Source organism: Amycolatopsis sp. NPDC047767 (assembly GCF_040704195.1).
Lineage (GTDB): Bacteria > Actinomycetota > Actinomycetes > Mycobacteriales > Pseudonocardiaceae > Amycolatopsis.
Genome location: NZ_JBEYSJ010000010.1, coordinates 270838 through 295779, shown reverse-complemented (window position 1 = coordinate 295779; position 24942 = coordinate 270838). Strand labels below are relative to the sequence as shown.

The following is a 24942-nucleotide window of genomic DNA, read 5'->3' as shown; positions in this document are numbered from 1 at the left end:
CTGTGATCACGTCAACCGGGGTGAGGTGGTCGAGTGGTCAGCATCCGTCGACGCGAGGAGCTTGTTTCAGCGCGTAAGGTGGCCGGGCTGACTCAGGAGAACCTTGCCGAGGTGATGGGCGTCGACCGCTCGACGGTCATCCGGTGGGAAGCCGGCGACTACGCGCCCCTGCCGTACCAGTGGCCGAAGCTGGCCAAGGTTCTCGGCCGCACCGCGGACGAGCTGCGCGAGCTGATCGGCCTGCGGACGCTGGATGGAACGGCGGAGCTTGGCTCGGCGCTTGAGCCTGCGTTCGGCTGGCTGGATCGGCACGCTGGGTGGTCTCCCGGTACTGCACGCGGACGCGTGGCAACCGCCGCGCCGGTGAAGCCGCATTTCGACGCGCCGGCTGGTCGGAGTCGTGTTGCAGCTGCCTTGGCGAGCTATTACAGCGACTCGGTTCCCGGGCATGTGCTGTATACCGCGCGCTGCGGACAGGTTGAGGTCGCGACCAGTGTCCTGACCCGGCCGGACTGGCTGGACCTTGCTTGCTCGTTGACGGCCGAGAACGACCGGATTGTGTTGTCTGCCAACGAGGATGCGGCACGTAAGCCGGTCGACGAAGTTGGGGCGGTTCGGCGGCTGGCCGAAGCCGCGGCCGACGACGTGCGCATCGCGGACGTGCCGCTGTATCGGCTCACGGACGTGCAAATCCGACCGGAAATGGTCGGCGGCGACGTCCAGGTGGTGCCGTTCGTCGAGTACGCCCTGAGCATGGATCTTCTCGAACGGGAGCTATACGACAGCCGCGCGGTACAACCAGGTCGGATGCCGCTCCGGGACCGGTACCTGCCGGATCTTCAGGCCGTGCTCGACCTTCCGGGACGGCTTTGCGCTGGTGGCGTGCTCGCGTTGACGGCGATCGCACGGCCCGCCGATCCGTTCCGCGGTGAAGCGGACTACCTCCTGTTGGTGCAGGAGCGTTCACGGCACGTGGTGAACGCGGCTCGCAGGCTGGCCGTCATCCCGAAGAGCTTCCACGGGCCGCTCGCCGATCAACGCGCCGACGCGAGGATCGGCGCCACGCTGCGCCGCGAGCTGGAAGAAGAGCTGTTCGGCCGGGGTGACGTCGACCGGACAACCGGCGTCCAGCGGGCCGCCGATCCCATGCACCCGTCCCGGCTCTCGGCGCCGATGCGCTGGTTGACCGAACAGCCCGGCCGGTTGCGGATGGAGTGCACTGGGTTCGGGTTCAACCTGGTCAGCGGGAACTACGAGTTCGCCAGCCTGGTCGTGATCGAAGATGAGGATTTCTGGCCACGGTTCGGCGGTGACGTCGAAGCGAACTGGGAGGCCGCCGGGCTGCGGCAGTACTCGACGCTCGACGGAGACCTGATCACCGAACTGATCGGTGACGAAACCTGGAGTAATGAGGGATTGTTCGCATTTCTCCAGGGCCTGCGTCGACTCTCCGATATCGGCGGTGAGCGGGTGAGGATTCCCGCGGTCGAATTAGGTCGCTGACGGCCAGCGGACGGTCAAGACAACCGAATCCGCCAATGCTTCCCAGGAATGGTCGATTCCCGGGCCCCACATGAGGTAATCGCCCGGGCGGTTCATGACCTTGCTGCCGCCGGTGACCTCGACGCGAAACTCGCCTGAGACGAGCATCACCAGCGTGGTTCGCTGGTCGTCTGAGGTCCACTCGGGACGCTTGTCTCCCACAGGATGGTTGGCCCACTTGACTTCCACGTCTTTGGACGAGCGAACGCCCTGTGACGGATCGATGAAGTGACCGACCAGCCAACCGCGCGTGTCCGCCGCGTCTTCGTTGGCGTTGCCGGCGGTCCAACCGTCAGTCACTGGCTGATCTCCCATTCGATCACAGGTAGTTTCACGCGCTCTCCGCCGATTTCCGCAAGCCGCCTGAGCCCTTGCGACATGGCGAACAATCCTTCGTTGCTCCACGCTACATCACCCAGCAACTCGGTGACGAGCTCGTCGTCGGTAGTCGAATACTGACGAAGAGTTGCGGATTCCCAGTTTGCTTCGACCACTCCCCCGTAGCGTGCCCAAAACTCTTCGTCGTCGATGACGATCAGGCTGGCGAACTCGTAGTTTCCGCTGACGAGGTTCAGGCCGAACCCCGTGCACTCCATCCGCAGCCGGCCGGGCTGCGCCATGAGCCAGCTCATCGGCTCCGTGAGTTTGGTTGAGTGCAGCGGGTCGGCCGCCAGCATGTCGCCCAGGGTGTTGTCGATGTCGGGCCGGCCGAACAGCTCTTCTTCCATCTCGCGGCGGAGTGTCATGCCCACCTGCGCGTCGCGGCGGAGATCGGTCAGCGGCTGATGGAAGCCCTTCGGGATCACCGCGAGCCGACGCGCGGCGTTCAGCACGTTGCCGGACCGTTCTTGGACCAGCAGCAAGTAGTCGGCGTCTCCGCGGTACAGGTCGGCAGGCCGGGCGATCGCTGTCAGCGCGAGGACGCCGCCCGCACAGAGCCGCTCGCCGACGTCGAGCACCGAGCGGAGGTCCGGCAGGTAACGGTCCCTAAGCGGCATGGTCGTCGAGCCCGCGGCCACCGCGTCGACCAGTTCACCTTCGAGAAGGTCGGCCGTCAGCGCGTAGTGCACGAACTGGGACACGCCGAACGTGCCGCGAAGCTGGTGTTCACGGATGTCCGTGCTCGTGAGCCGGTAGATCGGGCTGTCCGTGAGCCGGGTGTTCATGGACAGCGTCTCGGCGAGTCGCTGAACAGCGCGGTCGGCGGCGCGGTCGTCCAGGTCGAGGTCGGCTTCCGGCTGTGCGCTCGGCACCCGGAGCCGGTCATACGGCGGACGAAGCTCGCAATCCAGGTCGAGCCAGTCTGCGCAGGTCAGAACGCTAGTGTTCATGGCGAGATCACCACATTGCGCGGTGTACAGGCCGTGGTCGTCGAGCCGGCTGCCGTAGTAGGCGGTCAGCGCGGCCGCGAGGTCGCGTTGGCTGACCCAACCACGCCGCGTCCCACGGTCTTGAAGCTCTTGGACGTCGATACCGGCGAGGCGATCGGCGACGGCGCGACGCGCGGCGCCCGGCGTCCAGTGCGCGTGACGGTCGAGCCACTCCAGTGCGGCGCCGATGTGAGGGTCGGCGTCCAGGCGTTCGTCAGCCTCGCTCGGTGTGGCCGTCGAGGCGCTGGCCGGCGCGTCGCGGGTCAACGCGCCGAACCGGTCGCGCTCGGCGTCCGACGCCTGCGCCAACGCCGTGTCCAAGACCTGTTGCATGTCTGACTGCGGTCGAAGATCCGGTTTCTTGTGCCACGACCCCACCGTGCGCGCGCTGATTCCCAGGCGTTCGGCGAAGCGCTCTTGACTCAGCCGCAATGCCGACTGCAATGCCGTCGCCGTGCGTCCCGTCCATCCCCCGGCCGGATTCATTGCGCTCCCGAATGTCGGTGATCTGCGGTGGTTGTGCGGTGATGCTGCGGTGCTTGTGCATGGGTTGCGAGGCCGTTCCAGCCTTGAATTGAAGGCATGGAAAAGACCTCGCTAACGCTTCGGCCGGATGTGCTCGACCACGGTTGCCAGGCTCGTTTGAACATCTTCGAGCCGGTCTGTGATCTCGGCCAGCCGCTGTTCAAGCGCGTCCAATCGGGACGCGAGCTCGTTGCCGTCGTCGGCCGGCTCGTCCGGGTGCGGCGGCGTGCGGTTCTGCAGCACGGCCAGCAGATGCCGCGGGTGCCAGCCCAGCGTCGTCGACAGCGCTTCGAGCGTCCGGGCACTGCGGCGCCGCTCGACGACATGATGCTGAAGCTCGCGCACGGTCGCTTGCGACACGTGCGACCGCTCGGCCAGCTCGCGTTGCCGCCAGCCCAGTTCCCGCACGCGCATGTCGATCGCCTTCGCCACCGCCGCCCAGTCCTCCGTCACGTATTCCTCCGCGCTCCGCCTCAGCGCCGAGATTAGCGGCTTTTCAACCGTTCATTAGCGCCGCGGGTGCGTGTTGCCGCGGCGCGCGGACAAACACGTCCGCATAACAGCTGAAATAAACAACATAGTCTTGAAATCAACAGAATGGTTCTCTCATGAACACCAAAACGACCTTTCACACCATTCCCGAGTCCGCGTGGATTCTCGGTGTCTCCCGCAACACGGTCAGCCGGGCGATCCGGACCGGCGCCCTGCGCGCCACCCGATGCCGGACCGGCCTGCGGGTCTCCTCCGCCGAGCTGGCCAAGGCGCTTCAGGACGGAGGTGCGGCATGGACGACCTCCAGCTGATCGGCATCGCGTGGCGGCTGGATCGCTTGCGATGGGTGCCCACCGATGTCCTGACCACCATCGTGACCAGCGATGGAGCCTGCATGAACCCGGCGGCGGGCCGGCCACCCGACGCTCGCGATGATCAGGAGTTCGCCAAGCGCTTGTGCGGTGGCTGCCCGGTCCAGGACGAGTGTCTTGAACTGGAGCTTCGGACGGCCGGCGCCGAGACGGTCGGCGTCTGGGGCGCGATGACCGACGACGACCGGCGCGCGCTGCACCCGCACTGGCTGCGGCGCGGCGAGCGGATCGATCGGGGTGAGCGATGAACGGACTGACCGTGACACCCACGCAGATCCTCGCCGGCGTCGGCGTGCTGCTCGTGCTGTTTTGGGTCTGGCGGGCCGGTGCCCGCCGGGCGAAGGCTGCCGCCGAAGCCGCACGGAGCGGGGCACGGCTCGTGTCGCTGGTCGGGCGGGTGCTATTCAACGCCGGCTTGATCGTCGCCGTCCAGTGGGTGGTGATCGCGCACCCGGGCAGCCCGTGGCTGCTGGTCGCCGTGCTTGCCCTGCCGGCGCTGTTCGCGTCCTACGCGCTGACCCGGGCCATGACCGTGACCACCGTCGACACGCGGAAGCGGGGCGGTCGGCGATGAACCGTGCTCAACGGCTCGCGCAGGACGCGGCCGAAGCCGCGGAGGTGCGCGCCTACCAGACAGATCCGGACGTCGTCGCGCTGCGGATCGAGCGGGTCAGGCGGCAGGTCGATTGGATGTGCTGGACCGGGATCGTGCTCGGACTGGCGTTCACGATGACCAACGTCCAGGGCTTCGCGTCCGCCGGAACCCGGCCGGGCTCGCTGTCGTGGCTGGCCGCGTGGGTGCTTGACCCGACGGTTTCATTGGTCCTGCTCGCGATCCTGCGCGCGGAGCAAGTGACCGCGCGATATCAGGTCCGGACGGGTCCGTGGGTGCGGCGGGCGAAGTGGTTCACCCTTGCGGCCACGTACACCATGAACACTTGGACGCCGTTCGCGGCCGGCGAGCCCGCGTCGATCGTGCTGCACTCGGTGCCGCCGCTGGTCGTGTTCGTCGCGGTCGAAGCGATCACCGATCTGCGCGACAAGCTCACCGACGCCGTGCTCGTGGCTGCTGAACGGCGCCCCGTTCAGCAGGAGGAAGCCGGCCGACGCGTGTTGTTCGCCGACTACCTCGCGATCGCCCGGGAGAGCTGGACGCCGGACGTCGAGATCACGCCGGCGTGGGTGCGGCGGGCGACCGGCTGTTCGCGCGGGCTGTCACCGCGGCTTGCGCGGGCGCTGCGCGCGGAGGTGGCCAATGGCTGACTCATTGCCGGTCAAGGCCGATCCCGTGCTCGACGGCGAGCTGGTCGACGACACGTTGCCTCAGCCGCGTCGGCGTGAGCGACGTCGGAACCGATTCGCGTTGTGGTGGTTGCACTCGCCGCGGGTGCCGTTGTGGCTAAAGAACAGGCCACAGGCGGTGCAGGCGCTCAAGGATGCGGTGGTGTGGCTGGTGCTGTCGCCGTTGCGGTTCCTCGGTGCGGTTGTACGCGGTGTCGTCGTTGGTGCGCGGTGGTGGCGCGGGTGGGTGACGGTCCGGGATTATCGGACGGCCGCCGAGGAGTCGGAGAAGCTGGCAGACAAGTTCATCGAAATCCGAGCGCTGACGTTGTTCCGGTGGAAGGTCAGCGGTGCCGTCACGGTTGTTGTCGCCTTTGCGGTGGCCGCTGTCGATCTGGTGTATGGGGACGATCCACTGTGGATCGGCGGGGTAGCTGCGTCGGTGGCACTCGCCGTTCTCGGGCGCAGGAAGGACGGCAGTCCCGGGCGTAAGCCAGCACTCGCCGGACCACGGACGCTCACGTGGACGATGGACCCACAGGTTTTGGTGGACGCGTTCCGGGACGCGAAGCTGATCGGCAAGGACGAGACGTTGCGGCTCGTCGAGCGCGCGACGCGCGTCGGTGACGGCTGGGCAGTCACCGTCGACCTTCCTGCAACGCGCAAGGCGGCCGACGTCGTGAAGAACCGGGACGCACTCGCATCGGCGCTCGCCGTCGATGAAGTCCAGCTGATCGTCGAGCGGGTGCGCGGCAACGGCGGGCACGCCGGTCGAGTAGCGATGTGGGTGGCCGACGAAGACCCGTACGCATCACCGCCGTTGCGGACGCCGCTGCTCGGCGTGACGCAGTGGGACGCGTGGCGGCCGATTCCGTTCGGACGGGACGCGCGGGATCGGCGGATCGACGTTCCGCTGGTGTGGACGTCACTGCTCGTCGGCGCGATTCCGCGGCAGGGCAAGACGTTTTCCGCTCGGCTCGCCGCTGCCGGGCTCATCCTGGACGCGTGGGTCCGGCTGTACGTCGCGGACTTCAAAGCTGGGAAGGACTGGGACGCGGCCGGTTTGGTGGCGCACCGGTTCATGTCGGGCGACGAACCCGAACACGTACTGGCCTTGGTGGATTGGCTGATCGAGCTGGTCGGCGAGGTTCAGACGCGATTCCGGCGGATGCGCGACCTGGACGACCTCACCTGCCCGGAGTCGAAGGTCACGCCGGAGATGTCCCGGGACAAGGCGTTGAACATGCCGATCACAGCGATCTTCATCGATGAGGTCCAGGTTCCCTTGGAGGACCGCACACCCGTTGACGTGCAGGGAAAGAAGCTTTCCGCGGGTGAGTATGTCGGTGAGCTGCTGACGTGGCTGGCGAAGAAGGGGCCGGCCGCGGGGATCGTGCTCGTGCTCGCGACGCAGCGGCCGGATTCGAAGACGATCCCGTCAGGGCTGCGCGCGGTGCTCGGCTCCAGGTTCGCCTTGCGGGTGATGGACTGGCGCGACTCGAACATCGTGCTCGGCGAGCAGATGAACACGCGAGGATTCGACTCGTCGCGGCTACTGCCCTCGCACAAGGGCGTCGGCATCCTGCGGCCGGACGGCGACACCGCGGCCGGCGCCGACGTGCTGGCCATAACGGTCCGGACCTATTACATGCCGAACGAGGACTGGCGAACCATCTGCGAGCAAGGCCGTGCGCTGCGCGAAGCGGCCGGGACCCTGACCGGGCACGCAGCCGGGCAGGACACCATGCCGGTGCTCGACCACGCCGCGGCAGTCAAGGCAATCAGTGCAGGTCAGCCGGTCGACGCGGTTGAGCTACCCGCGCTGCTCGCGTCGATCGTCGACTACCTGGGCGACGATCTCAGCGAGGACGGCCGGGACTTCGTACCGACGGCCGAACTGCTCGACGCGCTGGAGATGGACCGGCGGACGTTCGCCCAGGAAATGACCGACCTCGGATGTCGGCCGACCCGGGACCGGGTGACCAGCGAAGACGGCGAGATTCGTCAGGTGCGCGGGTATCTGACAGCTGAAATCAGGGACGCAGTCAGCCGAGCGACCAGCGGCGACGAACCGGACGTCGAAGAAGATCAGCCATGAGTACCGATCACTCCGAGCATCGACCGATCCGAGTTATTCTACCTGTGGGATTGCCAAACCTGACGCCTGCTGTCGCGCGCGGCTTGCTGGCCATCCTGATCGAGCTTACCGAGGTGCCGGTACTGGACGGACCGGCGGAGGAGGTGGACCGTGACGGCTGAAATCAGCAATGACCCGTGGTCGACGCTGGACGACATCTTGGGTCTCGAAGTTGCCGACCCGGTCGACGACGGGATCGGAGAGCTGGCCGTCTACGGCCGGTGCTCTACCGAGGACAACCAAGACCCCGAGACTTCCCGCGGCTGGCAGTTCGGGAACGCGCGAAAGTTCGTCGAACCACTCGGCGGCCGGGTCGTGGCCGAGTTCTTCGACATCGGGCAGTCACGTTCGGTGCCGTGGGACCGGCGGACCGAAGCCGCGCGGCTGCTGGCCGAGCTGAAGAACCCACGGCGGACGTGGAATGCCGTAGTGGTCGGCGAGGGCACCCGATGTTGGTTCGGCAACCAGTTCTCGCTGATCGCGCCCCGGTTCGCTGCTTACGGGGTGGACTTGTGGGTGCCTGAACTCGGCGGGAAGTTCGACGCACGGAACCCCTCTCACAAAATGCTCATGAGCGTGCTCGGTGGGATGAGCGAGTCGGAGCGGCAGCACGTCCAGGCTCGTGTCCGCGCGGCGATGGACGCCCAGGTTGTGAACGAAGGACGGCACCAGGGCGGTCGGGCGCCGTACGGATACGTCGTGGTCGACGGCGGGCCGCACCCGAACCCGCGGAAGGCGGCCGAGGGGTTCCGGTTGCGAATACTGGCGATCGACGACGAAGCGGCCGACGTTGTGCAGCGGATCTTCGCCGAGTACCTGGAAGGTGTGGGCGACCGCGCGATCGCGAAGGGGTTGAATGAGGACGGGGTGCCCTGCCCTTCTGAACGTCGACGCGACCAGAACCGACACCGGCTCGCGGATGGCTGGCAGGGCAGCACCGTCCGATCCATTCTGGAGAATCCGCGCTACACCGGGTACGCGATCTTCGGCCGCTGGACCAAGCACGAAACTTTGCTGAACCCAGACGATGTGAGCGCGGGCCATGTCGTGCGATTCCGCCGCGCGGAGCCGGAACGCGTCGTTCGATCGCGCCGGCCCGCCCACCCGGAGATCGTCTCGGTGGAGACGTTCACGCAGGCACAGCTGGTGCGCCGGTCCCGTGCGGCCGGCGGGATGCGTGGCATTGCGAAGCTTGACCGGGATCGGTGCGCCACCAAACACACCTACTTGCTGAAAGGGTTGGTGCGCTGCGAGATCTGTACGCGGAAGATGCAGGGCGCGGCGATTCGCAAAGGCGTGTACTACCGGTGCATCGCGCGGACACTGGCGCCGGGCTCTGCGGCGCTCGCCGACCACCCGAAGACGGTGAATCTGCGAGAGGACGTCGTGACTCCGCCGATCAACGATTGGCTGTGTCAGGTCTTCGACCCGGCCAACCGAGACGAGACGGTGGCCGCGCTGGTCGGAGCGCAGGGCGGCCAGCCAGGCACGGGCCGGGACGCCGTCGAGAAACGGCTTAAGGACGCGGAAGCACGGCTGCGCAGGCATCAGGCGGCGATCGAAGCCGGAGTGGACCCGGCGGCGCTGGTCGACGCGATGAACATCGCTCAGGCCGAGCGACAAGCCGCGAAGGAAGAGCTTCAGCACCTGCCCGAAGCACAGACGCTCGACACGGCGGAGGTCTACGCGATGCTCGACCAACTCGGCGACGTCGAGAGGCACCTCAACTCGCGTAACCCGGACCGGATCATGCAGGTCTACCGAGACCTGGGCCTGCAAGTGGTCTACGACAACAAAAAAGAGGCGGTCGTGGTGACCGCCTCTCCCCGTGTGGGTAACGTGTGTGTCCGAGGGGGGACTTGAACCCCCACGCCCGTTAAGGGCACTAGCACCTCAAGCTAGCGCGTCTGCCATTCCGCCACTCGGACTTGCTGATGAAGAGAGTATACGACCCCTGGAGCGCTGTTTTCAGGGGGGTGTCACCTGATGTTCAAGGGGCGGATGGGATGATCATGTGTTTTGCCCACGACGGTGGCGGTTTAGCGTATTGCCAGGTCAGTGCACCTTTTAGAGAGCCTGTGGGCGGCTCAGCTGGCTCGTGCACCGGGTGATGCTGACGTCCGGGGTGGGTATCGAAGATGATCTACTCGGCGATGGGGACTTCCGGAAGGCATCTTCGGTTTGAGACCTCCCGGCGAAGGCTCCCGGGCGAGGGCAGCGTGCCGGGTGGAGCGATTCGATCCCGGTGTGGGCGTCAAAGGTCTCCACTAACCGGGAGTAGCCGTTGTTGCGAGGGAAGGGGAACGGCCTGCCAGGGTCGCATCGACTCGGTTGGCGCCCTTCTAGCTGCACCCGCGATCCGCCAGCGTCGTCATCCATCGCAACGTTTGAGCAGGTCAGATCAGGGGTCATCAACTGCCGGGACCTCCCCCACAACTGCCTGACTCTCCCCGAAAGTTCCCACTCCCCTGTGTTACTCAGCGTCGCGGGCGGTGAGCGCCTGAGTGACGTCGTCGCCACGGATGACCATCAAGCCGTGCGACTTGGCACAGCGGACGCTGTGCTCGGCCAGGCTGCAGGCGAGCCGGCTGGGGGGCGACCGTCGTATTCGGAGGCGTTGTGGTCGGCGAGCCGCCAGAGCACCTCCGGCGTACGCACCCGCGGCTCGCCACGCGAGACTGGGCGACGTCGGCAAGGTGATCGATCGAAGCTGCTCGGCAGCGGCGGGCTCTCTGCCGTCTTCGGCTACGGGCTCCACCGCGTGCGCGACGACTGGTGATACCTGGTCGATCCCATCTTCGAACGGTGTTTTGAAGGTGCGGATCAGCTCGAACGCGGCGTCCGTGACACCGACGGCGACGCAGGTTCCGCGGTTGACGTTCGGGCGCAGTTCCGTGGCGTGGATGCCGGCCCGGTACTTCCCGGAGCCGAGCGACCCGTCGTTGGCGATCTGGTCGGCGTGGCCGGCCCACCGCCGCCTTCGAGACTGCGGGGCGGATAGCCCAGGCAGGTAAGAGGTTCCGGGCTTCTCGTTCGGAAGTCGCGGGAACCAGAGTGCTCCTAACTGGTCTCAGGCTGGATCCAGGAGCAGGTTCACGTTTTCGCGGACGTCGGGTCTCGGAGCAGTCCGGCGCGGTCGCGGATCGCTTCGAGGGCGGTCGCGGCGTGGGACGAGAACGGGTCTGCAGGGTCGCTGGTGTTGATCCATTCGCGGAGGCCTGCACTGAAGGCCAGGATCAGCATCTCGGCGGCGAGGCGCGCGGTCAGCTCGTCGACGCCGCGGTCTGCGAGCGCGTCGGCCGCCGCGGTCGTGGTCCGTGCGATCTTCAGCAACCCGCGTTCTTGCACGTCCATGTTCGCGTCGGCAATCCGGCGCCGCGCGATGGCCCTGGGGCGCTGGTCGGCTGTCATCCTCGCGTCCGCTGCGTGCAAGGCGGCCAGGAGACAGGTGGGCACGTCGGCTTCCGCCGGTGCGGAGCGGATCGCGTCGGAGAACAGGATGGCGAGCTCGTCCTCTCGGCCGAAGAGGATCTCGCGCTTGTCGGCGAAGTGCCGGAAGAACGTCGCGCGATTCAGGCCCGCGCGCTCGGCGATCTGCGCCACCGTCGTGTTCTCGTACCCCTGAGCTGAGAACAGCTCGAGCGCGGCATCCTCCAGTCGCTCACGCGCATCCGGCGCCCATCGGCTCATGCTCACACGATAGACGATGCGACAGCATCGCATCACGCCATTGACGCGACTGTGTCGCATCAACTAGCTTCGATGCGACACAGTCGCATCACTTGCAGGGAGCATCACATGCGCATCTTCGTCACCGGCGCCTCCGGCTGGATCGGATCCTCAGTCGTCCCCGAACTCATCGGCGCCGGCCACGAGGTCGTCGGCCTCGCCCGTTCCGACACCGCCGCTGCCGTGATCGAGCAGCTGGGCGCCGAAGCCCGCCGTGGCGGCCTCGACGACCTGGGCATCCTCCGAGATGCGGCGGAAGAGAGTGACGGCGTCATCCACCTCGCCTACGCCCACGAACTCGGGCAGATCGGCGGCGCCCCGGCCGATGCCGCCGCCATCGACACGTTCACGAGCGCGCTCGAGGGCACCGACAAGCCGCTGCTCGTCACCGGCGCGACCATCACCGTGCCGGGTCGAGCCGCCACCGAGCACGACGAACTGGTGCCAGAGGGGCCCATCGCCGCGCGCATCAAGAACATGCAGGCCGCCCTCGCCGCCGCCGATCGCGGAGTCCGCGCGAGCCTTGTCATGATCCCGCGATCCGCACATGGCAAGGGCGAGCAGCACGGCTTCATCCCCCAGCTCACCGCCCGGGCAAGGACAACCGGCTTCTCCGCGTATGTGGGCGACGGGATGAACCGCTGGCCCGCCGTGCACGTCAGGGACGCAGCGACCCTGTACCGGCTCGCGATCGAGAAGGCGCCCGCAGGATCGGTCCTGCACGCCGTGGGCGATGAGGGAGTCGCCTTCCGCGACATCGCCGAGGCGATCGCGCGAGGAGTCGGCGTGCCCGCGCAGTCCCGCCCCGCAGAGGAATTCGGCATGCCCCTCGGAGCACTCCTGGGCACCGACATGCCCGCGTCGAGCACGATCACCCGGCAACTGCTCGGGTGGACACCGACGCACCCCGGCCTCATCGACGACATCGAAGAGGGGCATTACTTCGCCTGACGACCCGCAACCGGAGGAGCCGAGGGGCTGGCGCCCCTCCGCACCAGCGCCACGACTTGCCCCTCAGGTGTGCCAGGAAAGCACTGCTGGAACTCCGTCACCGCCAACTGCTGTCCGATGTCCGGCGACCTTCCCGGCTGGGTCCGCACGCTCCTGGGCATGACGGTCGTTGTCACGGTAGCTGCAGGTCAACGGGGAATTGCAGGTGTGTAGACAGCGTGCAAGATCGTCCTCGGACAATCACCGTAACTCCATAAGCGCGGATCGAGCTCAGTCTCGATCCGCGCTGGTCGTTTTCCGGCGTAGTCGCCGAGTCGACGGTCGCTCGTGCTTGCGCTGCATCCGGCGGCCGCAGACTCCACGGTGCAAGAGGCCGCTGAGTGGGTCGCGCCAGTAGGCAAGTTTCATGGCGGGTCAGACCAGCGGGATCCTCGAAGGAATCGGGGCCGGACCGATTCCTTTCCAGACCCGGCCGAGTCCAACCACCCATGACGACGCACTCTTCGCGGCGCCTGGTGCTCAGCACCCTGGTGTCGCTCAACGGCGTGATCAGCGAACCCTTGGCGTGGGCCGGGCCCTACTTCGGCCCGGGCAGCGCGGCGGCTTCGCTGGCGGCGCTGCGCGGCTGCTCGGCGATGCTGATGGGCCGGCGGACCTACGACATCTTCTCCCGGCAGTGGCCGGACACCCCCGGCGACTACGCCGCCCACCTCAACGCCATGCCGAAGTACGTGTTCTCCTCGACCCTGCGAGACCCACACTGGACCAACACCACCGTGCTCGACACCGAAGTCGCCGGCACCGTCGCCGCGATGAAGCGGGAGCCGGGCGGGGACTTGATCGTCTACGGCCACGGCCGGTTCGGTCATACGCTCGCCGCGGCCGGGCTGGTCGACGAGCTGGCGGTGACCGTCGTGCCCGTGACCGTCCCCGGCGGCGCCTCGTTTTCCCACCCCGGCGACGCGCCGAGCAGCTGGGAGGTGCTCAGCGCGGGCCCGGGCGCCGATCCGGGGCTGGTTTCCTTGCGCTACCGGCCACGACGAGGATGACGGACATGCCGGAGACATGGGACGGTCTCGAGGAGTACCGGCCGGAGCTGGTCGCGTTGTGCTACCGGATGACGGGTTCGGCGCACGAGGCCGAGGACCTGGCGCAGGAGACCTACCTGCGAGCGTGGCGCAACCGGGCCTCCTTCGAGGAACGCGCGTCAGTGCGCACCTGGCTGTACCGGATCGCCACGAACGTTTGCCTCACGGCGTTGCAAGGGCGGGGCCGCCGGGTGCTGCCGGCCGGACTCGGCTCCCCGGGTGAAGATCCGGACGTCCCGCTGGCCGCGGCCGAGGTCCTCTGGGTCACGCCGTGGCTCGGCGACCCGGCCCACGTGGCCGAACGACGCAGGATGCTGCGGCTCGCCCTGGTCGCCAGCGCGCAGTACCTGCCGCCGCGGCAGCGCGCGGCGTTCCTGTTGCGCGAAGTGCTGGCCATGCCGGCCACCGAGATCGCCCAGGTGCTGGACACGAGCGTGCCCGCGGTCAAGAGTGCCCTCCAACGCGCACGCGCCCGGCTCGACGAACTGACGCCGGCGCCGGAGAACTTCGCCGAGCCGGACACCCCCGCGGCGCGCGACGTCCTGAACTCCTACATCGCCGCCTTCGAAACCGCCGACGTCGCGGCCCTGACCCGCCTGCTGCGCGACGACGCGACCCTAGAGGTGATCCCGTCCGGGTTGTCCCTGTCCGGGAAACGCTCGTGCGTTCCGTTCCTGGCCGAGCACGTGCTCACGGCGCCCGGGCTGTACCGGATGTTCCCGACCGTCGCGAACGACCAGCCGGCCGCCGTGGCCTACCACCGGGAGCGGGCCGACGCGCCATTCCGGCCCTTCGGGCTGGCCGTGCTGACCACGGACACCACGCACCTGGCTTCGATCACGACCTTCCTCGACCCGGACCTGGTCGGCGCGTCGGGCTTTCCCGACGACCCCGACCGGGTGCAGTTACCGCACGAGAACAGTCACGCCGCACGGGACAGCAGTCATCCGGCAGCGTCGGCGCGGTAACCGCCGGGGGTGGTCGCGTGCTCCCGCCGGAAGGCCTTGGCGAAGGCGAACGGAGAGCTGTATCCGGTGGCGGCCGCGACTTGCGCCAGCGTCTTGTCGGTGGTGCGCAACAGCCGAGCTGCGGTGGCCATCCGCCAGCGCGTGAGGTACGTCAACGGCGGTTCGCCCACCACGGAGGCGAACCGCCGGGCGAACGCCGCGCGCGAAAGCCCGGCGACCCCGGCGAGCTGCTCCACCGTCCACGCTCGGCCGGGCTCGGCGTGCATGGCCGCCAGCACCCGGGACGTCACCTCGTCGGTCAACGCGGCCGACCAGCTCGTTGCGGTGTCTTCGGAGCCGGACATCCACGCGCGGAGCAGATACACCAGCAGAGCGTCCACAAGCGACGGTGCCACGGCCGCGGCCCCGGGCGGCGCCTCGTGCAGCTCGGCGCCGAGCAGGTCCACCATCGCCCGCAGACCCGGATCACGTCCGGGCGCGGCGGGCAGGTGGACAACCTCCGGCAGATCCCGCAGCAGCGGATGAGGACGGCGGCGCACCAGCTTGTACGCGCCGCACACGATCGTCGACCGAGCCCCGGACCCGGGCAGCGCGAACCGCCCGAACGATCCGCCCGGCGTGTCACGGACCGGCGCGAACGGAGTGAGGTCCACACCCGGTGTGGAGACGATCGCGTGCGGAGTACCCCGGCCGAGCAGCACCACATCACCGGGCCCCAGCTGAACCTCGGCGAACGCGGCCCCGTCCAGCGAAACCAGCTGACAACTGCCTTGCAGCACAACGTGGAACGCGGCACCGAGGACCTGGTCGAAGCGCAGTCCCCACGGCGCGTGGACCTCGGTGAGAGCGGCGACCGGCCGGCCCGCTCGCATCGCCGTCAGGATGTCGGCCAGCACGTCCATGCCGAGCAGTCTACGTGTCCACGTCCGCGAGACGCTGAGACAAACAATGGCGACGATCAACCATTTTCCGTCTCTTTGACTCGCCATAACCTGGCGCCAGAGTTCATTGACCGCGAACTGGAGATGACCATGAAGACGGTATGGGTAGAAGGCGCCACAGGTAAGGCGGGCAAGCGCGTTGCGGCTGCGCTCGCCGCAGCGGGCGTTTCGGTGCGGGCGGCGACCCGGCATCCGGGTGCACCCACAGAGAACGTCACCCCGGTCCTGTTCGACTGGGCCGACGAGTCCACGTGGGCGGATTCGGTCGCCGGCGCCGACGCCCTGTTCCTCAAAGGACTCGACGTGCTCGACGACGCGGCCTCGTTGTTCGCACGGCTCATCGCCGCCGCCCCGCAGGCGGACCACGTGGTCCTCATGTCCGCTTTCGGGGTCGACAAAGCACCCGCGGCCGCTCCGCGGGCGCGAGTCGAACAGGTGGTGCGGGAGTCGGGCCGGAACTGGACCATCCTGCGCCCCAACTGGCTCATGCAGAATTTCGACGAGGACGACGCGGTGTACGCCAGGGCGATCCGCGACGACAACGAGCTCTACGCCGGAAGCGGAAGCCACCGCGCCGGCTTCGTCGACACCCGCGACGTCGCCGACGCGGCCGTCGCGGCCCTGACGACCGACGGCCACCACGGCCACAGTTACGACCTCACCGGCCCCGAAACCCTGACGTTCGCGGAGGTGGCCGACACGCTGTCCAGCGCGTCGCGGCGGACCATCCGCCACATCGACGCCGACCTCGAGACGCACCGGGCGCATTTCGCCCGCTCGGGACGCCCGAACGCGTGGGTCGACCACATGATGGATCTGTTCGTCTTCGTGCGCGCCGACTTGTTCGACGCCGTCACCGACGATGTGCAGCGGCTGACCGGCCACGCTCCGCGCTCTCTGGATGAGTACGCGCGGGAGATCTTCACGTCGACGTCTCCTGCGCCCTCGACGTCCATCGCCTGACCGGCACAGGTGTGCCCGGCAGGCGCGCGATCAACGCGGGCTTGCCGGGCGTGTCGTGGCAGGAGAAATTCGCTGTGGTGTGTTGCCGACGACGTGCGAACGCGTCGACCCCGTCCCGCGGCCACCGCTACACCTTTAATGATTCTTTACTTTCTCGAACGGCGAAGCCATACTGACCGTGAGGGGAGTACTTCCGCAGGGGCTGCCCGGTCAATACGGACATCCCGGTGATGTCCTCGGGAGCCCGCCCAGGTCGGTGACACGGGGGTGTCGGCGGCACAGGGTGAAGGAGACCTCGAACCCGCGCCGGCGTGCGCTCGTTCGAGGAGGTCCTGTGCCCGCGGAAGTTGTTGTGGCGGCTCCGACGGAGTCCGTCGGGTCGCTTTGGCTGTGGTTGATCAGCATCGCGGTCCTGGTTGTGCTTCTGGTCGCCGACTTCATGGTGACGCGGCGTCCGCACGAGGTGTCGATGCGCGAGGCCGTCGGCTGGTCGGTGTTCTACCTGGCGCTGCCGGTGGTGTTCGGGGGCTGGCTGTGGGTCGCGTACGGGAGCGGCCAGGCGGTGGAGTTCCTGACCGGCTTCGTCGTCGAGAAGTCCTTGTCGGTGGACAACCTGTTCGTGTTCATGCTGCTGCTGGCCGCGTTCGCGGTTCCGCCGGCGTTGCAGCAGCGGGTTTTGCTCTACGGCATCGTCGGCGCACTCGTGCTGCGCGGGGCGTTCATCGCGGCCGGCGCCGCACTGCTGGCGGCGGGAACCTGGGCGTTCCTCGTGTTCGGGCTGGTCCTGTTCCTCTCGGCGGTGAAGATCCTGCACCAGGCACTCACCGACGCCGATGCCGAGCCGGACCCCGCACGGATGCGGTCCGTGCGGCTGCTGCGCAGGTTCATCCCGATCACCGACGACTACCAGGGAGCCCGGTTGACCGTGCGCGAGCACGGGCGGCGGGTGTTCACCCCGCTGGTGGTCGTGGTGGTGGCGGTGTTCACCACCGACGTCGTGTTCGCGATCGACTCGGTGCCCGCGGTCTACGGCATCACCGAAGACCCCTACCTGGTCTTCGCCACCAACGCCTTCGCGCTGCTCGGCTTGCGCGCCCTGTACTTCGTGCTGCACACCGCGCTGGCGAAACTCCGCCACCTCAACCACGGCCTGGCCGTCATCCTCGCGTTCATCGGGGTGAAACTCGTGCTGCACTGGGCCCACGGTGTCTGGCCCGCCGTGCCGCAGATCCCCACCCCGATCTCGCTGGCGGTCATCGTGCTCGTCCTGGCCACGGTCACCACCACCAGCCTCCTGCCCCGCCGCACACCCGAGCCCGCTGACCACCGACGGGACTGAGCCATGGCAACCGAACTACTCGTCAACGCCCTGCTCGAATTCTTCCTCACCCTGCTCATCCTCGCCGCACTGGTGATCACCTGTGCGGCATTGACCCCACCACGCGGCCCAGGCTCCTGAACCCGGCGATCCACGCGGCGAAGCAGCGGGCAGAGGGCAGCGGGCGTGCCGACGGTGCGTTGTAGCGGCATCACGCCGTCAACCATGAGGACCCAGTCGAGGTCGAGCTCGCGTCAGGCCGGCGACGTCCCCTCGTCCAGTAGCGGACCGTAGAGCCTCATGAATATGCCGCCCACTTCGCGAATGTCTTCGTCGGGGCTGATCAGTGCGCGGTCGACTAACATGCGGAGCGGTTCCCATGTTTGTACGTGTGCGAGCATCTCCGCATAACAGCGGTAGAGATCGTACGGGGCGATGTCGGTGTCTGCTTCGTCCAGCAGCCGAGGCAGGAGCGCTACAAGCCGGGGTGACAATTGTTTTCGAGAGATCCACATCAGTGAGTCTCTGACTCGTGCGCGAGACCGAGGTCGGTTGCCAACCACATGATCTCCGGGAGCAATTCGAGAGCGTCGTCGGGAACGTAGCGCAGATAGGCCAATGCAGTTCCGCGGTGACTGCCGCGGAGTTCACGTTGCAGCACGCGTAACCGTTCTTGGTCGGGCCGCGCGCGCCTCAAATGATCTTGGGCGCGTGACTGCGCCACGCCAGCGGTGGCCAGTTCCGTCCAGAGAGTTTCGACGTCAGGTTCCATCTGACGTCACCTGATCTTCCCCCATTGTTCCCATCCCAGGTAGGCAAACTGCTCGGCAAACGCGTCGAAGGGTACATCGCAGGTCGGGTAGCGTTTCGGCCGTTACTCACCCGGAAGTAGCAGTCACTCGCCGAGCCAGCCGGGACGGACCAGTCCGGTCTCGTAGGCGAGCACGACAAGTCCCGCGCGGTCGCGGACCGAGAGTTTGCCCATGATGCGGGAGACGTGGGTTTTCGCGGTCAGCGGGCTGACGAGCAGGCGGGCGGCGATGTCCGCATTGGACAGTCCCGCGCCGGCGAGGGTGAGGACTTGGCGTTCCCGCTCGGTCAGGGCGGCGATGGCCGCCGCGGCTACCGGAGCCGGCTTCGTGCGCGCGGCGTATTCGGCGATCAGCCGGCGGGTGACGCCGGGGGCGAGCAGGGCGTCCCCGGCCGCGGCGGCGCGGACGCCCCGCGCGAGCTCGTCGGGTTCGCTGTTCTTCACCAGGAATCCGGCCGCGCCCCGCCGCAGTGCTTCGAACACGTACTCGTCGAGGTCGAACGTGGTGAGCATGACGACGCGGGTCGCGCCGCACGTCGGGTCGGCGGCGATCCGCGCGGTCGCGGCCAGTCCGTCGAGGCCGGGCATGCGGATGTCCATCAGGACGACGTCGGGCCGCAGCTCCCGCACGAGGGCGAGGGCGGTTTCGCCGTCGCCGGCTTCGCCCACCACGACGAGGTCCGGGCGGGTCTCCAGAAGCACTCGGATACCGGCGCGCACCAGTGCCTGGTCGTCGGCGAGGACGACCCGGATCGGGCCGGGCGCGGTCACGGGGCGCCGCCGATCGGCAGGACGGCGGCCACCCGGTAACCGCCGCCGGGTACCGGCCCGGTCGTGAGCAGGCCGCCGAACGCGGTGGCGCGATCCCGCATCCCGGGCAGGCCGTTGCCGCCTCCGGCGGTCCGGCTGCCGGGCCGTCCGCGTCCGTCGTCGGTCACGGTCAGCTCCAACCGTCCATTAGCGCAGGCCACGCGAAGCCCGAGAGTCGCGCCCGCGCCGGCGTGCCGGATCGCGTTGGTGACCGCCTCTTGCGCGATGCGGTATGCGGCCTGGTCGACCGGCGCAGGCAGGACCGGCAGCGGGCCCGCGGTGTCAGTCGTGACGCGCAGCCCCGCCGCGCGCGCTCCGTCGAGCAGTTCGGCGAGGTCGCCGGGCTGGGAAAGCCGAGGGCTCGAACGGTGCGGAGCGGCCCCGGCGCCGGGCGAGCGGAGTGCGTCCAGTGCCGCGCGCAGCTCCCCGAGCGCGGAGTTGCCTGCGTCCTTGATCGCCGTCAGCGCCTGCTCGACGGCTCGCGGATCGCGCGGGAGCAGAGTGAGCCCGGCGTTGGCCTGAACCGTGATCAGGGCCAACTGATGAGCGAGGACGTCGTGCAGATCGCGCGCGATCCGCAGGCGTTCGTCCCCGGCGCGGCGCAATTCCTGCTCCTGACGCGTCCGCGCCGCACCCGCCAGTTCGGCCTCCCGGGCGCGGCGCGCCTGCCGCCGCACCCGGACGAGTTCCGCGGCAACGGCCAGCACGAGGAACCACGCCGCCAAGCCGCCCCCCGACGCCACACTCGGCGGGTCCCAGCCCGGCACGGGAACGAACACGGCCAGCGCATACCCGGCGATGAGAACCGCGTAGGCGACCGGCCTGCTGCCGAGCACCACCGCGGCGGCGAACGTGACGATCAGCGGCAGGAACACCGGCGCGGGGGCCACGCCCGACGCCAGATCCGCTACGTACGCGGCGAATCCGATCACCACTGCGCGCGTCGGCCGCACCCGCGACCACGCCACAGCCGCACCGGCCGCCGCGGCCGTCACGCACCCGACGGCCCACGGCCCGCTCTGAAACGCGGCCGCCACTCCCGCCGCGGCCGCGGCGAAGGCCAAGCCGAGCAACGGGTTACCAACGCCCGGCAGACGGCGGCGCCCGGCGATTCCACGGCGAAGTGCCACCCGGCCATCGTCCGCGCGCCGGCGCGCTGACGCGTCCGCCTGGAAGCGCAAGTCGCGCTACGCCCCTGGACGTACTCCCGGAGGAGCAGCCGGAGATACGCCTGCGACGCGACGCGGACCAGCCACGGATCACCGCATGATGCCCGCCATGACCACTTTTCGAAGGATGTTCCGCGCCGGGCTCGCGGCAACCGCGGCCGCAGCGCTGCTCGCCTGCCTGCCCGGCTCGGCCTCGGGCGAGACGGCCGGCCCCGATCTGGTGCAGGTCCACGACGGACAACTGCGCGGCGTCGTCACCGGTGACCACCGGACGTTCGCCGGGATTCCGTATGCCGCACCCCCGGTGGGCGACCGGCGATGGCATGCCCCCGCGCCGGTCCCGCGCTGGCACGGGGTCCGGGCGGCCACCGCGCCGGGCAACCCCTGCCCGCAACCCGGATCCGATCCGGCAGGCGGGCCGACAGTCATCGGCGACGAGGACTGCCTGTATCTGAACGTCACGACGCCCGTCACGTCCGGGGACCCGCGCCTGCCCGTCCTCGTCTGGCTTCCGGGCGGCGGATTCGTCAACGGCGCGGGCAGCGACTACGACCCGTCCCGGCTGGCCGTCAGCGGCGACGTCGTGGTCGTCACCGTCAACTACCGGCTCGGCGCGCTGGGATTCCTCGACGAGCCCGCACTCGACGACGCCTGGGCCGGCAATTACGGGCTCGCCGACCAGCAAGCCGCGTTGCGCTGGGTCCGGGAGAACATCCAGGCCTTCGGCGGTGACGCCCGCAACGTCACGCTCGCCGGCCAGTCCGCGGGCGCGTTCAGCGTCTGCGCCCAGCTCGCCGCACCGGCAGCACACGGGCTGTTCGACAAGGCCATCGTGCAGAGCGGACCGTGCGGCAACAGCTTCGTGTCGCAGCCGGACGCGCAACGACGCGGTGAGCGCACCGCGGCGAGCCTCGGCTGCACCGCACCCGCCGACGTCGCCGCCTGCCTGCGCGCCATTCCGGCGGCCGACCTGGTCGGGCTGGACACCGACGTCGCCTTCCGTGCGATCAACGGGCTCCGCGACATGCCCTGGAGCCCCGTGGCCGGCAGCCCGGCACTCCCCCGGCAGCCGCTCGACGCGCTCCGCGACGGCTCCGCCGCGGGCATTCCGATCATCCAAGGCACCAACCGCGACGAGATGCGCCCGTTCGTCGCGCTCGACAACGACGCCCACGGAACACCCGTGACCGCCGCAGGTTACGCGGCCGCGCTGCGGGAGATCTTCGGCCCCGACACCGACCGGGTGCTCGCGGAGTACCCGGCCGACCGGTTCCCGACGCCCGGAATCGCGCTGGCCACCGTGCTGACCGACCGGGGAGCGAAGCTCGGTGCGTGCCCGGCGGCCCTCGCCGATCGGGCAGCCGCCCGGTACGCGCCCGTCTACGCCTACGAATTCGCGCAGGACGACGGACAGTTCATCCTGAACTTCCCCATGGGCGCGGCGCACGGCGCCGAACTGCCCTACCTGTTCGACGGGACTTTCGCCGGACCGCCCGCCACCCCGCCGAACGCCGGGCAAATCTCCTTGTCCCACCAGCTGATCGGGTACTGGGCCGCCTTCGCCAGAACCGGCGATCCCAACACCGACGGCACTCCGCGGTGGCCGCGCTACCAGCCGACCACCATGCCGGCCTTCTCCGCCGCCGGCACCGAGCAGATCGACTTCGCGACCGAGCACCACTGCGCGTTCTGGCAGACCGTCCGCCGGTAGCGCTCGGACCATCCGAGGAGCTCTGCCGCTCGGGATCCCGGTATCGATCTCCTGCGGCGTGCTTCCGGCAACCCGGAGACGTCTTTCAGAACACCGGCAACCGCCCACCGGAACCAAGTGGTCGCCATCTCGATGTGGAGTGCAAGAATCCTCCGCCTGAGACGAAGGATCGACACTGCGGGCTGCGACGTCGGCCCGCCTGCCGCGGGCTGAGGGGACGATGTGGGATCTGCTGCACGCATGGCGTGAATGGTTCGCCGGCCACGACACCACGCAGCTGCGGGTGTTCGGGATCGCGGTCCTGTGGTGGGGGCGGCTCGGGAAGACACTCGAGTTCGCGGGCGGTCTCACGGTCGTCATCGATCTGCTGGGCCGCACGAAAATGGCGGCATTCCACGCCATCCTGCGGACCAGGCGTACCCAGTTGATCTCGAGGTTGCGACGCTGGCTCACTCCCCGCCGGAAATCCCCCGTTCGACCGGTGAGGTCGACGCCCCTCCGTCCGCCTGGGCTTCAGGCGTTCCACCGCGCCGGCGCCGTTGCCGCGGCGGTGCTCCTCTTCATGCGGTATCTCGACGGCAGCGATGATCCCCTCGCATCGACCGTGGTCGCGCTGCTGTGCCTTTCGTTCGCCGCCTTCCTGGCCGGTATCGGGCTCGGCGAGGCCGGCTATCTGATCACCTTGGTGCTGCTCACAGCGCTGGTCGCGGCGACGCTCCACCTGCTCGGGCCCCGCGAAAGCCCGGCCGTCACCAGGATGGAGGCGTTCCACGCCACACTGCGAGACTGCCGCGCTCAGTTGCACGCCCGCTGGCACGGCGCCCGCACACCCGGCGAGGAACCCCCGGCGCCGCAACCAGACCCGCCGCGAGGCGACACTCCGGCCTTCCGGGCGTTCGTCATCGCGGGCACAGTGGTGATGGGCCTGTTCCTCTTCGTGTCAGCGCACTACCAATACGCCCCGCCCAACGACCCCATGCCCCTACCCGTCCTCGTGGCGCTGATAGCGATCCTCTCCCCCACCATCGGCGGTGTCGTCCTGGGTGGCGGCGGATACCTGCTCAGCCTGCTGGTACTCGAAGGCCTGGTGGTGACCACTCTTGGGCACCTCCGAACCCGCGCCGGCCTGGAGTCCCGGCTGAAATGGATCGGCCTGGGTGTCTTCGTCGTCGGCTTCTCGATGGACCTGCTCTCCTCGTGACCACCCACCGTCGCCACCATCTGGCACAACCAGGCGGCTATGGATGCGCTGAGGTTGACGATCGGGCCGCGGAGGGCCTATGCGGGTTTGCCGGCGTCGATCCAGTCGCGGAAAACGGCGACACGCTCGGCCGGCCATGCTCCGTCGCAGGGCATTGTGCCGGCCTCGAGCCGGCCGAGGATGGCGTCGGCGTGGGTGGAAACATCGTCGAGGGACCAGAGATCGAAAGCGAAGTTCATCGCGTCGCGGTCGCTCTCGCGAAACAGTGGCTTGATGTGATCCTCGAAATGCATGGGCTCGCCCTCCGTTGTGGTTGCGCCTGCGTCGCCAGGACGGTCAGGTTCCCCGCGGAGCTCGGCGGTCTTTCCGCTGGGCGAGCTCGGCCTCGTCCACCACGACCAGCATCGGCTTACCGGGTTCGCACAGCATCGTGACGGTGAACCGCAGCGGGACGTCCTCGCGGTTGTTGCCGTCCTGGTAATGGATGACATCGCCACCCGGCTCCCAGAACGCCTCTCCGGCGTGCACGACCCGCTCCGGTTCGCCTTCCACCTCAAGCACCATTTCGCCGTCCAGTACGTAGCCGAACGCCGGCCCGGGATGCCGGTGCGGCGGCGCACCAGGATCGCCGGGTGGATACTCGACGACCACGGTCATCGCGTGGGCCCCCGCCGGGATGAACGGCGGGTCCGCCTCCTGCAGCGTGGTGAACGCCGTCTGCCACGCGGTCGATCGCTGCTTCTGCCCGGCCGGATCTGTGTTCGTCATGTGAATCTCCTCCGCGTTGGATGGGCGGTCGAGTGGCGGCGTTGCTTCCCGGTCCGGCCGGGCCCTGGCCGACCCTTCTTCTCGCGGGCCCGCAGCCCAGCGTCCCGCACCCCCGCTCGGCGCTGAAGGGTCTTTCTTTCACCGTGGCCGCCGTCGCCGACGGCGACCTGCATGTCGTGCTGGTATCCGTCAATGAATCCGTGCACACCCCGGCACCTTTGCCTCAGGTCGGCTTCAACCGGACGATGAGAAGCGGTGACCAACACGAACAACGCCACGAGGGCAAGCAAGCCCCCGGAAACGCCCAGGAGGCACCCGCCATGACTTCTCCCGACTTTCCCTACCCGCAAGAGGGATTGCTGCTCACACACTTCCTCACCGTCTCCGACGTGGCCCGATCCAGGGTCTTTTACGCCGACATCTTCGGAGGACAGGTGGTGCTGGAAGAAAACCCGTGCATCGTCAAGGTCGCCAACAGCTGGATCATCATGAACCCCGGCGGCGGCCCCACACCGGACAAACCCGACATAGTCCTGCGTCCCCCCGAGGCCACCGACCCGGTCTCGACGTTCCTCAACGTGCGCGTGGCCGACATCGCCACCTTCTACGCCAACGCGCGCAGCAAGGGCGCGGAATTCCTCACCGAGCCGCTCGACCGCAAAGCCGAGATCCGGTGCTACCTGCGCGACCCCGACGGCTACCTCATCGAGATCGGCCAAGCCACCGGCATGGTGAAAGGCATCTTTGCCGATCCATCCCCAGGCTCGAAGTAACAAGACACCCGATGAACGCCGCG

General features: G+C 68.4%; 26 protein-coding genes and 1 tRNA gene. 16 read left to right on the top strand and 11 right to left on the bottom strand.

Features of this window, described 5'->3' with window-relative positions:
- Positions 1-33: 33 nt before the first annotated feature.
- Positions 34-1503 carry a helix-turn-helix transcriptional regulator gene (locus tag AB0878_RS20995; RefSeq protein ID WP_366581910.1) on the top strand — a complete coding sequence of 490 codons (1470 nt, stop codon included), beginning with the start codon at positions 34-36 and terminating at the stop codon, positions 1501-1503.
- Here AB0878_RS20995 and AB0878_RS20990 read toward each other — a convergent pair.
- The 3 genes from AB0878_RS20990 to AB0878_RS20980 all read right to left on the bottom strand — a co-directional run bounded on the left by AB0878_RS20990 (position 1492) and on the right by AB0878_RS20980 (position 3890).
- Complete coding sequence (locus tag AB0878_RS20990; protein ID WP_366581909.1) at positions 1492-1842, bottom strand: cupin domain-containing protein; 351 nt, start codon at positions 1840-1842, stop codon at positions 1492-1494. The genes AB0878_RS20995 and AB0878_RS20990 overlap by 12 nt on opposite strands.
- Positions 1839-3398: a transcriptional regulator gene (locus AB0878_RS20985; RefSeq protein WP_366581908.1), complete on the bottom strand. Its 1560-nt coding sequence runs from the start codon at positions 3396-3398 to the stop codon at positions 1839-1841. The genes AB0878_RS20990 and AB0878_RS20985 overlap by 4 nt, the downstream gene beginning before the upstream one ends.
- Positions 3399-3509: 111 nt before the next feature.
- Complete coding sequence (locus AB0878_RS20980; protein ID WP_184778382.1) at positions 3510-3890, bottom strand: helix-turn-helix transcriptional regulator; 381 nt, start codon at positions 3888-3890, stop codon at positions 3510-3512.
- Between the two features lie 155 nt (positions 3891-4045).
- Between AB0878_RS20980 and AB0878_RS20975 the strand changes: the two genes are divergently transcribed.
- Genes AB0878_RS20975 through AB0878_RS20945 form a run of 7 tightly spaced genes read left to right on the top strand, consistent with a single transcriptional unit; the run spans position 4046 to position 9581 of the window.
- On the top strand, positions 4046-4240 hold the full coding sequence (locus tag AB0878_RS20975) for a helix-turn-helix domain-containing protein (protein WP_204089415.1): 195 nt from the start codon (positions 4046-4048) through the stop codon (positions 4238-4240).
- Positions 4222-4548 (top strand): WhiB family transcriptional regulator, encoded by a 327-nt coding sequence (locus AB0878_RS20970; RefSeq protein ID WP_366581907.1) that lies wholly within the window; start codon positions 4222-4224, stop codon positions 4546-4548. The genes AB0878_RS20975 and AB0878_RS20970 overlap by 19 nt, the downstream gene beginning before the upstream one ends.
- Positions 4545-4874, top strand: a complete 330-nt coding sequence (locus AB0878_RS20965; protein WP_366581906.1) for a hypothetical protein — start codon at positions 4545-4547, stop codon at positions 4872-4874. The genes AB0878_RS20970 and AB0878_RS20965 overlap by 4 nt, the downstream gene beginning before the upstream one ends.
- On the top strand, positions 4871-5563 hold the full coding sequence (locus AB0878_RS20960) for a hypothetical protein (RefSeq protein WP_366581905.1): 693 nt from the start codon (positions 4871-4873) through the stop codon (positions 5561-5563). The genes AB0878_RS20965 and AB0878_RS20960 overlap by 4 nt, the downstream gene beginning before the upstream one ends.
- Complete coding sequence (locus tag AB0878_RS20955) at positions 5556-7679, top strand: cell division protein FtsK (RefSeq protein WP_366581904.1); 2124 nt, start codon at positions 5556-5558, stop codon at positions 7677-7679. The genes AB0878_RS20960 and AB0878_RS20955 overlap by 8 nt, the downstream gene beginning before the upstream one ends.
- Positions 7676-7840, top strand: a complete 165-nt coding sequence (locus AB0878_RS20950; RefSeq protein ID WP_366581903.1) for a hypothetical protein — start codon at positions 7676-7678, stop codon at positions 7838-7840. The genes AB0878_RS20955 and AB0878_RS20950 overlap by 4 nt, the downstream gene beginning before the upstream one ends.
- Positions 7830-9581: a recombinase family protein gene (locus AB0878_RS20945; protein ID WP_366581902.1), complete on the top strand. Its 1752-nt coding sequence runs from the start codon at positions 7830-7832 to the stop codon at positions 9579-9581. Before AB0878_RS20950 ends, AB0878_RS20945 begins: the two co-directional genes overlap by 11 nt.
- Here the strand turns inward: AB0878_RS20945 and AB0878_RS20940 are convergent.
- Positions 9563-9646 (bottom strand) — tRNA-Leu (locus tag AB0878_RS20940). The genes AB0878_RS20945 and AB0878_RS20940 overlap by 19 nt on opposite strands.
- 1165 nt (positions 9647-10811) lie before the next feature.
- The gene (locus tag AB0878_RS20935; RefSeq protein WP_366581928.1) at positions 10812-11408 is read right to left on the bottom strand and encodes a helix-turn-helix domain-containing protein; all 597 of its coding nucleotides are present in this window, start codon (positions 11406-11408) and stop codon (positions 10812-10814) included.
- Positions 11409-11516: 108 nt separating this feature from the next.
- On the opposite strand from AB0878_RS20935, the gene AB0878_RS20930 reads away from it, so the two are divergent.
- From AB0878_RS20930 to AB0878_RS20920, 3 genes are all read left to right on the top strand, one after another.
- Positions 11517-12398, top strand: a complete 882-nt coding sequence (locus AB0878_RS20930; RefSeq protein ID WP_366581901.1) for an SDR family oxidoreductase — start codon at positions 11517-11519, stop codon at positions 12396-12398.
- Positions 12399-12886: 488 nt separating this feature from the next.
- Positions 12887-13447 (top strand): dihydrofolate reductase family protein, encoded by a 561-nt coding sequence (locus tag AB0878_RS20925; protein ID WP_366581900.1) that lies wholly within the window; start codon positions 12887-12889, stop codon positions 13445-13447.
- Positions 13448-13452: 5 nt separating this feature from the next.
- Complete coding sequence (locus AB0878_RS20920; protein ID WP_366581899.1) at positions 13453-14454, top strand: RNA polymerase subunit sigma-70; 1002 nt, start codon at positions 13453-13455, stop codon at positions 14452-14454.
- Here AB0878_RS20920 and AB0878_RS20915 read toward each other — a convergent pair.
- A complete protein-coding gene (locus AB0878_RS20915) occupies positions 14430-15356 on the bottom strand; it encodes an AraC family transcriptional regulator (protein WP_366581898.1) in 927 nt (308 codons plus the stop codon). The two genes, AB0878_RS20920 and AB0878_RS20915, sit on opposite strands and share 25 nt — an antisense overlap.
- A gap of 129 nt (positions 15357-15485) precedes the next feature.
- Between AB0878_RS20915 and AB0878_RS20910 the strand changes: the two genes are divergently transcribed.
- Positions 15486-16358 carry an NAD(P)H-binding protein gene (locus AB0878_RS20910; protein ID WP_366581897.1) on the top strand — a complete coding sequence of 291 codons (873 nt, stop codon included), beginning with the start codon at positions 15486-15488 and terminating at the stop codon, positions 16356-16358.
- Between the two features lie 334 nt (positions 16359-16692).
- Positions 16693-17697 (top strand): TerC/Alx family metal homeostasis membrane protein, encoded by a 1005-nt coding sequence (locus tag AB0878_RS20905; protein WP_366581896.1) that lies wholly within the window; start codon positions 16693-16695, stop codon positions 17695-17697.
- Positions 17698-18190: 493 nt separating this feature from the next.
- Here AB0878_RS20905 and AB0878_RS20900 read toward each other — a convergent pair whose 3' ends face one another.
- The 3 genes from AB0878_RS20900 to AB0878_RS20890 all read right to left on the bottom strand — a co-directional run bounded on the left by AB0878_RS20900 (position 18191) and on the right by AB0878_RS20890 (position 20427).
- A complete protein-coding gene (locus AB0878_RS20900) occupies positions 18191-18448 on the bottom strand; it encodes a hypothetical protein (RefSeq protein WP_366581895.1) in 258 nt (85 codons plus the stop codon).
- 123 nt (positions 18449-18571) lie between these two features.
- Positions 18572-19258, bottom strand: a complete 687-nt coding sequence (locus tag AB0878_RS20895; RefSeq protein ID WP_366581894.1) for a response regulator transcription factor — start codon at positions 19256-19258, stop codon at positions 18572-18574.
- Positions 19255-20427: a sensor histidine kinase gene (locus AB0878_RS20890; RefSeq protein WP_366581893.1), complete on the bottom strand. Its 1173-nt coding sequence runs from the start codon at positions 20425-20427 to the stop codon at positions 19255-19257. Before AB0878_RS20890 ends, AB0878_RS20895 begins: the two co-directional genes overlap by 4 nt.
- A 148-nt stretch (positions 20428-20575) precedes the next feature.
- Between AB0878_RS20890 and AB0878_RS20885 the strand changes: the two genes are divergently transcribed.
- Complete coding sequence (locus tag AB0878_RS20885) at positions 20576-22177, top strand: carboxylesterase family protein (protein WP_366581892.1); 1602 nt, start codon at positions 20576-20578, stop codon at positions 22175-22177.
- Positions 22178-22397: 220 nt separating this feature from the next.
- The gene (locus AB0878_RS20880; RefSeq protein ID WP_366581891.1) at positions 22398-23378 is read left to right on the top strand and encodes a hypothetical protein; all 981 of its coding nucleotides are present in this window, start codon (positions 22398-22400) and stop codon (positions 23376-23378) included.
- Positions 23379-23455: 77 nt separating this feature from the next.
- Here AB0878_RS20880 and AB0878_RS20875 read toward each other — a convergent pair whose 3' ends face one another.
- On the bottom strand, positions 23456-23671 hold the full coding sequence (locus AB0878_RS20875) for a hypothetical protein (protein ID WP_366581890.1): 216 nt from the start codon (positions 23669-23671) through the stop codon (positions 23456-23458).
- 43 nt (positions 23672-23714) lie between these two features.
- A complete protein-coding gene (locus tag AB0878_RS20870) occupies positions 23715-24146 on the bottom strand; it encodes a cupin domain-containing protein (protein ID WP_366581889.1) in 432 nt (143 codons plus the stop codon).
- Between the two features lie 143 nt (positions 24147-24289).
- On the opposite strand from AB0878_RS20870, the gene AB0878_RS20865 reads away from it, so the two are divergent.
- Positions 24290-24919, top strand: coding sequence for a VOC family protein (locus AB0878_RS20865; RefSeq protein WP_366581888.1), 630 nt, complete (start codon positions 24290-24292; stop codon positions 24917-24919).
- Positions 24920-24942: the final 23 nt, after the last annotated feature.

Bases quoted from the DNA above. Each gene is read 5' to 3' on its own strand.
- AB0878_RS20960 (WP_366581905.1), top strand. From the start codon at position 4,871: ATGAACCGTGCTCAACGGCTCGCGCAGGACGCGGCCGAAGCCGCGGAG.
- AB0878_RS20935 (WP_366581928.1), bottom strand. From the start codon at position 11,408: ATGAGCCGATGGGCGCCGGATGCGCGTGAGCGACTGGAGGATGCCGCG.
- AB0878_RS20985 (WP_366581908.1), bottom strand. From the start codon at position 3,398: ATGAATCCGGCCGGGGGATGGACGGGACGCACGGCGACGGCATTGCAG.
- AB0878_RS20915 (WP_366581898.1), bottom strand. From the start codon at position 15,356: ATGGACGTGCTGGCCGACATCCTGACGGCGATGCGAGCGGGCCGGCCG.
- AB0878_RS20880 (WP_366581891.1), top strand. From the start codon at position 22,398: ATGTGGGATCTGCTGCACGCATGGCGTGAATGGTTCGCCGGCCACGAC.
- AB0878_RS20910 (WP_366581897.1), top strand. From the start codon at position 15,486: ATGAAGACGGTATGGGTAGAAGGCGCCACAGGTAAGGCGGGCAAGCGC.
- AB0878_RS20950 (WP_366581903.1), top strand. From the start codon at position 7,676: ATGAGTACCGATCACTCCGAGCATCGACCGATCCGAGTTATTCTACCT.
- AB0878_RS20975 (WP_204089415.1), top strand. From the start codon at position 4,046: ATGAACACCAAAACGACCTTTCACACCATTCCCGAGTCCGCGTGGATT.
- AB0878_RS20925 (WP_366581900.1), top strand. From the start codon at position 12,887: ATGACGACGCACTCTTCGCGGCGCCTGGTGCTCAGCACCCTGGTGTCG.
- AB0878_RS20875 (WP_366581890.1), bottom strand. From the start codon at position 23,671: ATGCATTTCGAGGATCACATCAAGCCACTGTTTCGCGAGAGCGACCGC.
- AB0878_RS20965 (WP_366581906.1), top strand. From the start codon at position 4,545: ATGAACGGACTGACCGTGACACCCACGCAGATCCTCGCCGGCGTCGGC.
- AB0878_RS20900 (WP_366581895.1), bottom strand. From the start codon at position 18,448: ATGGAACCTGACGTCGAAACTCTCTGGACGGAACTGGCCACCGCTGGC.
- AB0878_RS20885 (WP_366581892.1), top strand. From the start codon at position 20,576: ATGACCACTTTTCGAAGGATGTTCCGCGCCGGGCTCGCGGCAACCGCG.
- AB0878_RS20930 (WP_366581901.1), top strand. From the start codon at position 11,517: ATGCGCATCTTCGTCACCGGCGCCTCCGGCTGGATCGGATCCTCAGTC.
- AB0878_RS20955 (WP_366581904.1), top strand. From the start codon at position 5,556: ATGGCTGACTCATTGCCGGTCAAGGCCGATCCCGTGCTCGACGGCGAG.
- AB0878_RS20970 (WP_366581907.1), top strand. From the start codon at position 4,222: ATGGACGACCTCCAGCTGATCGGCATCGCGTGGCGGCTGGATCGCTTG.
- AB0878_RS20920 (WP_366581899.1), top strand. From the start codon at position 13,453: ATGCCGGAGACATGGGACGGTCTCGAGGAGTACCGGCCGGAGCTGGTC.
- AB0878_RS20870 (WP_366581889.1), bottom strand. From the start codon at position 24,146: ATGACGAACACAGATCCGGCCGGGCAGAAGCAGCGATCGACCGCGTGG.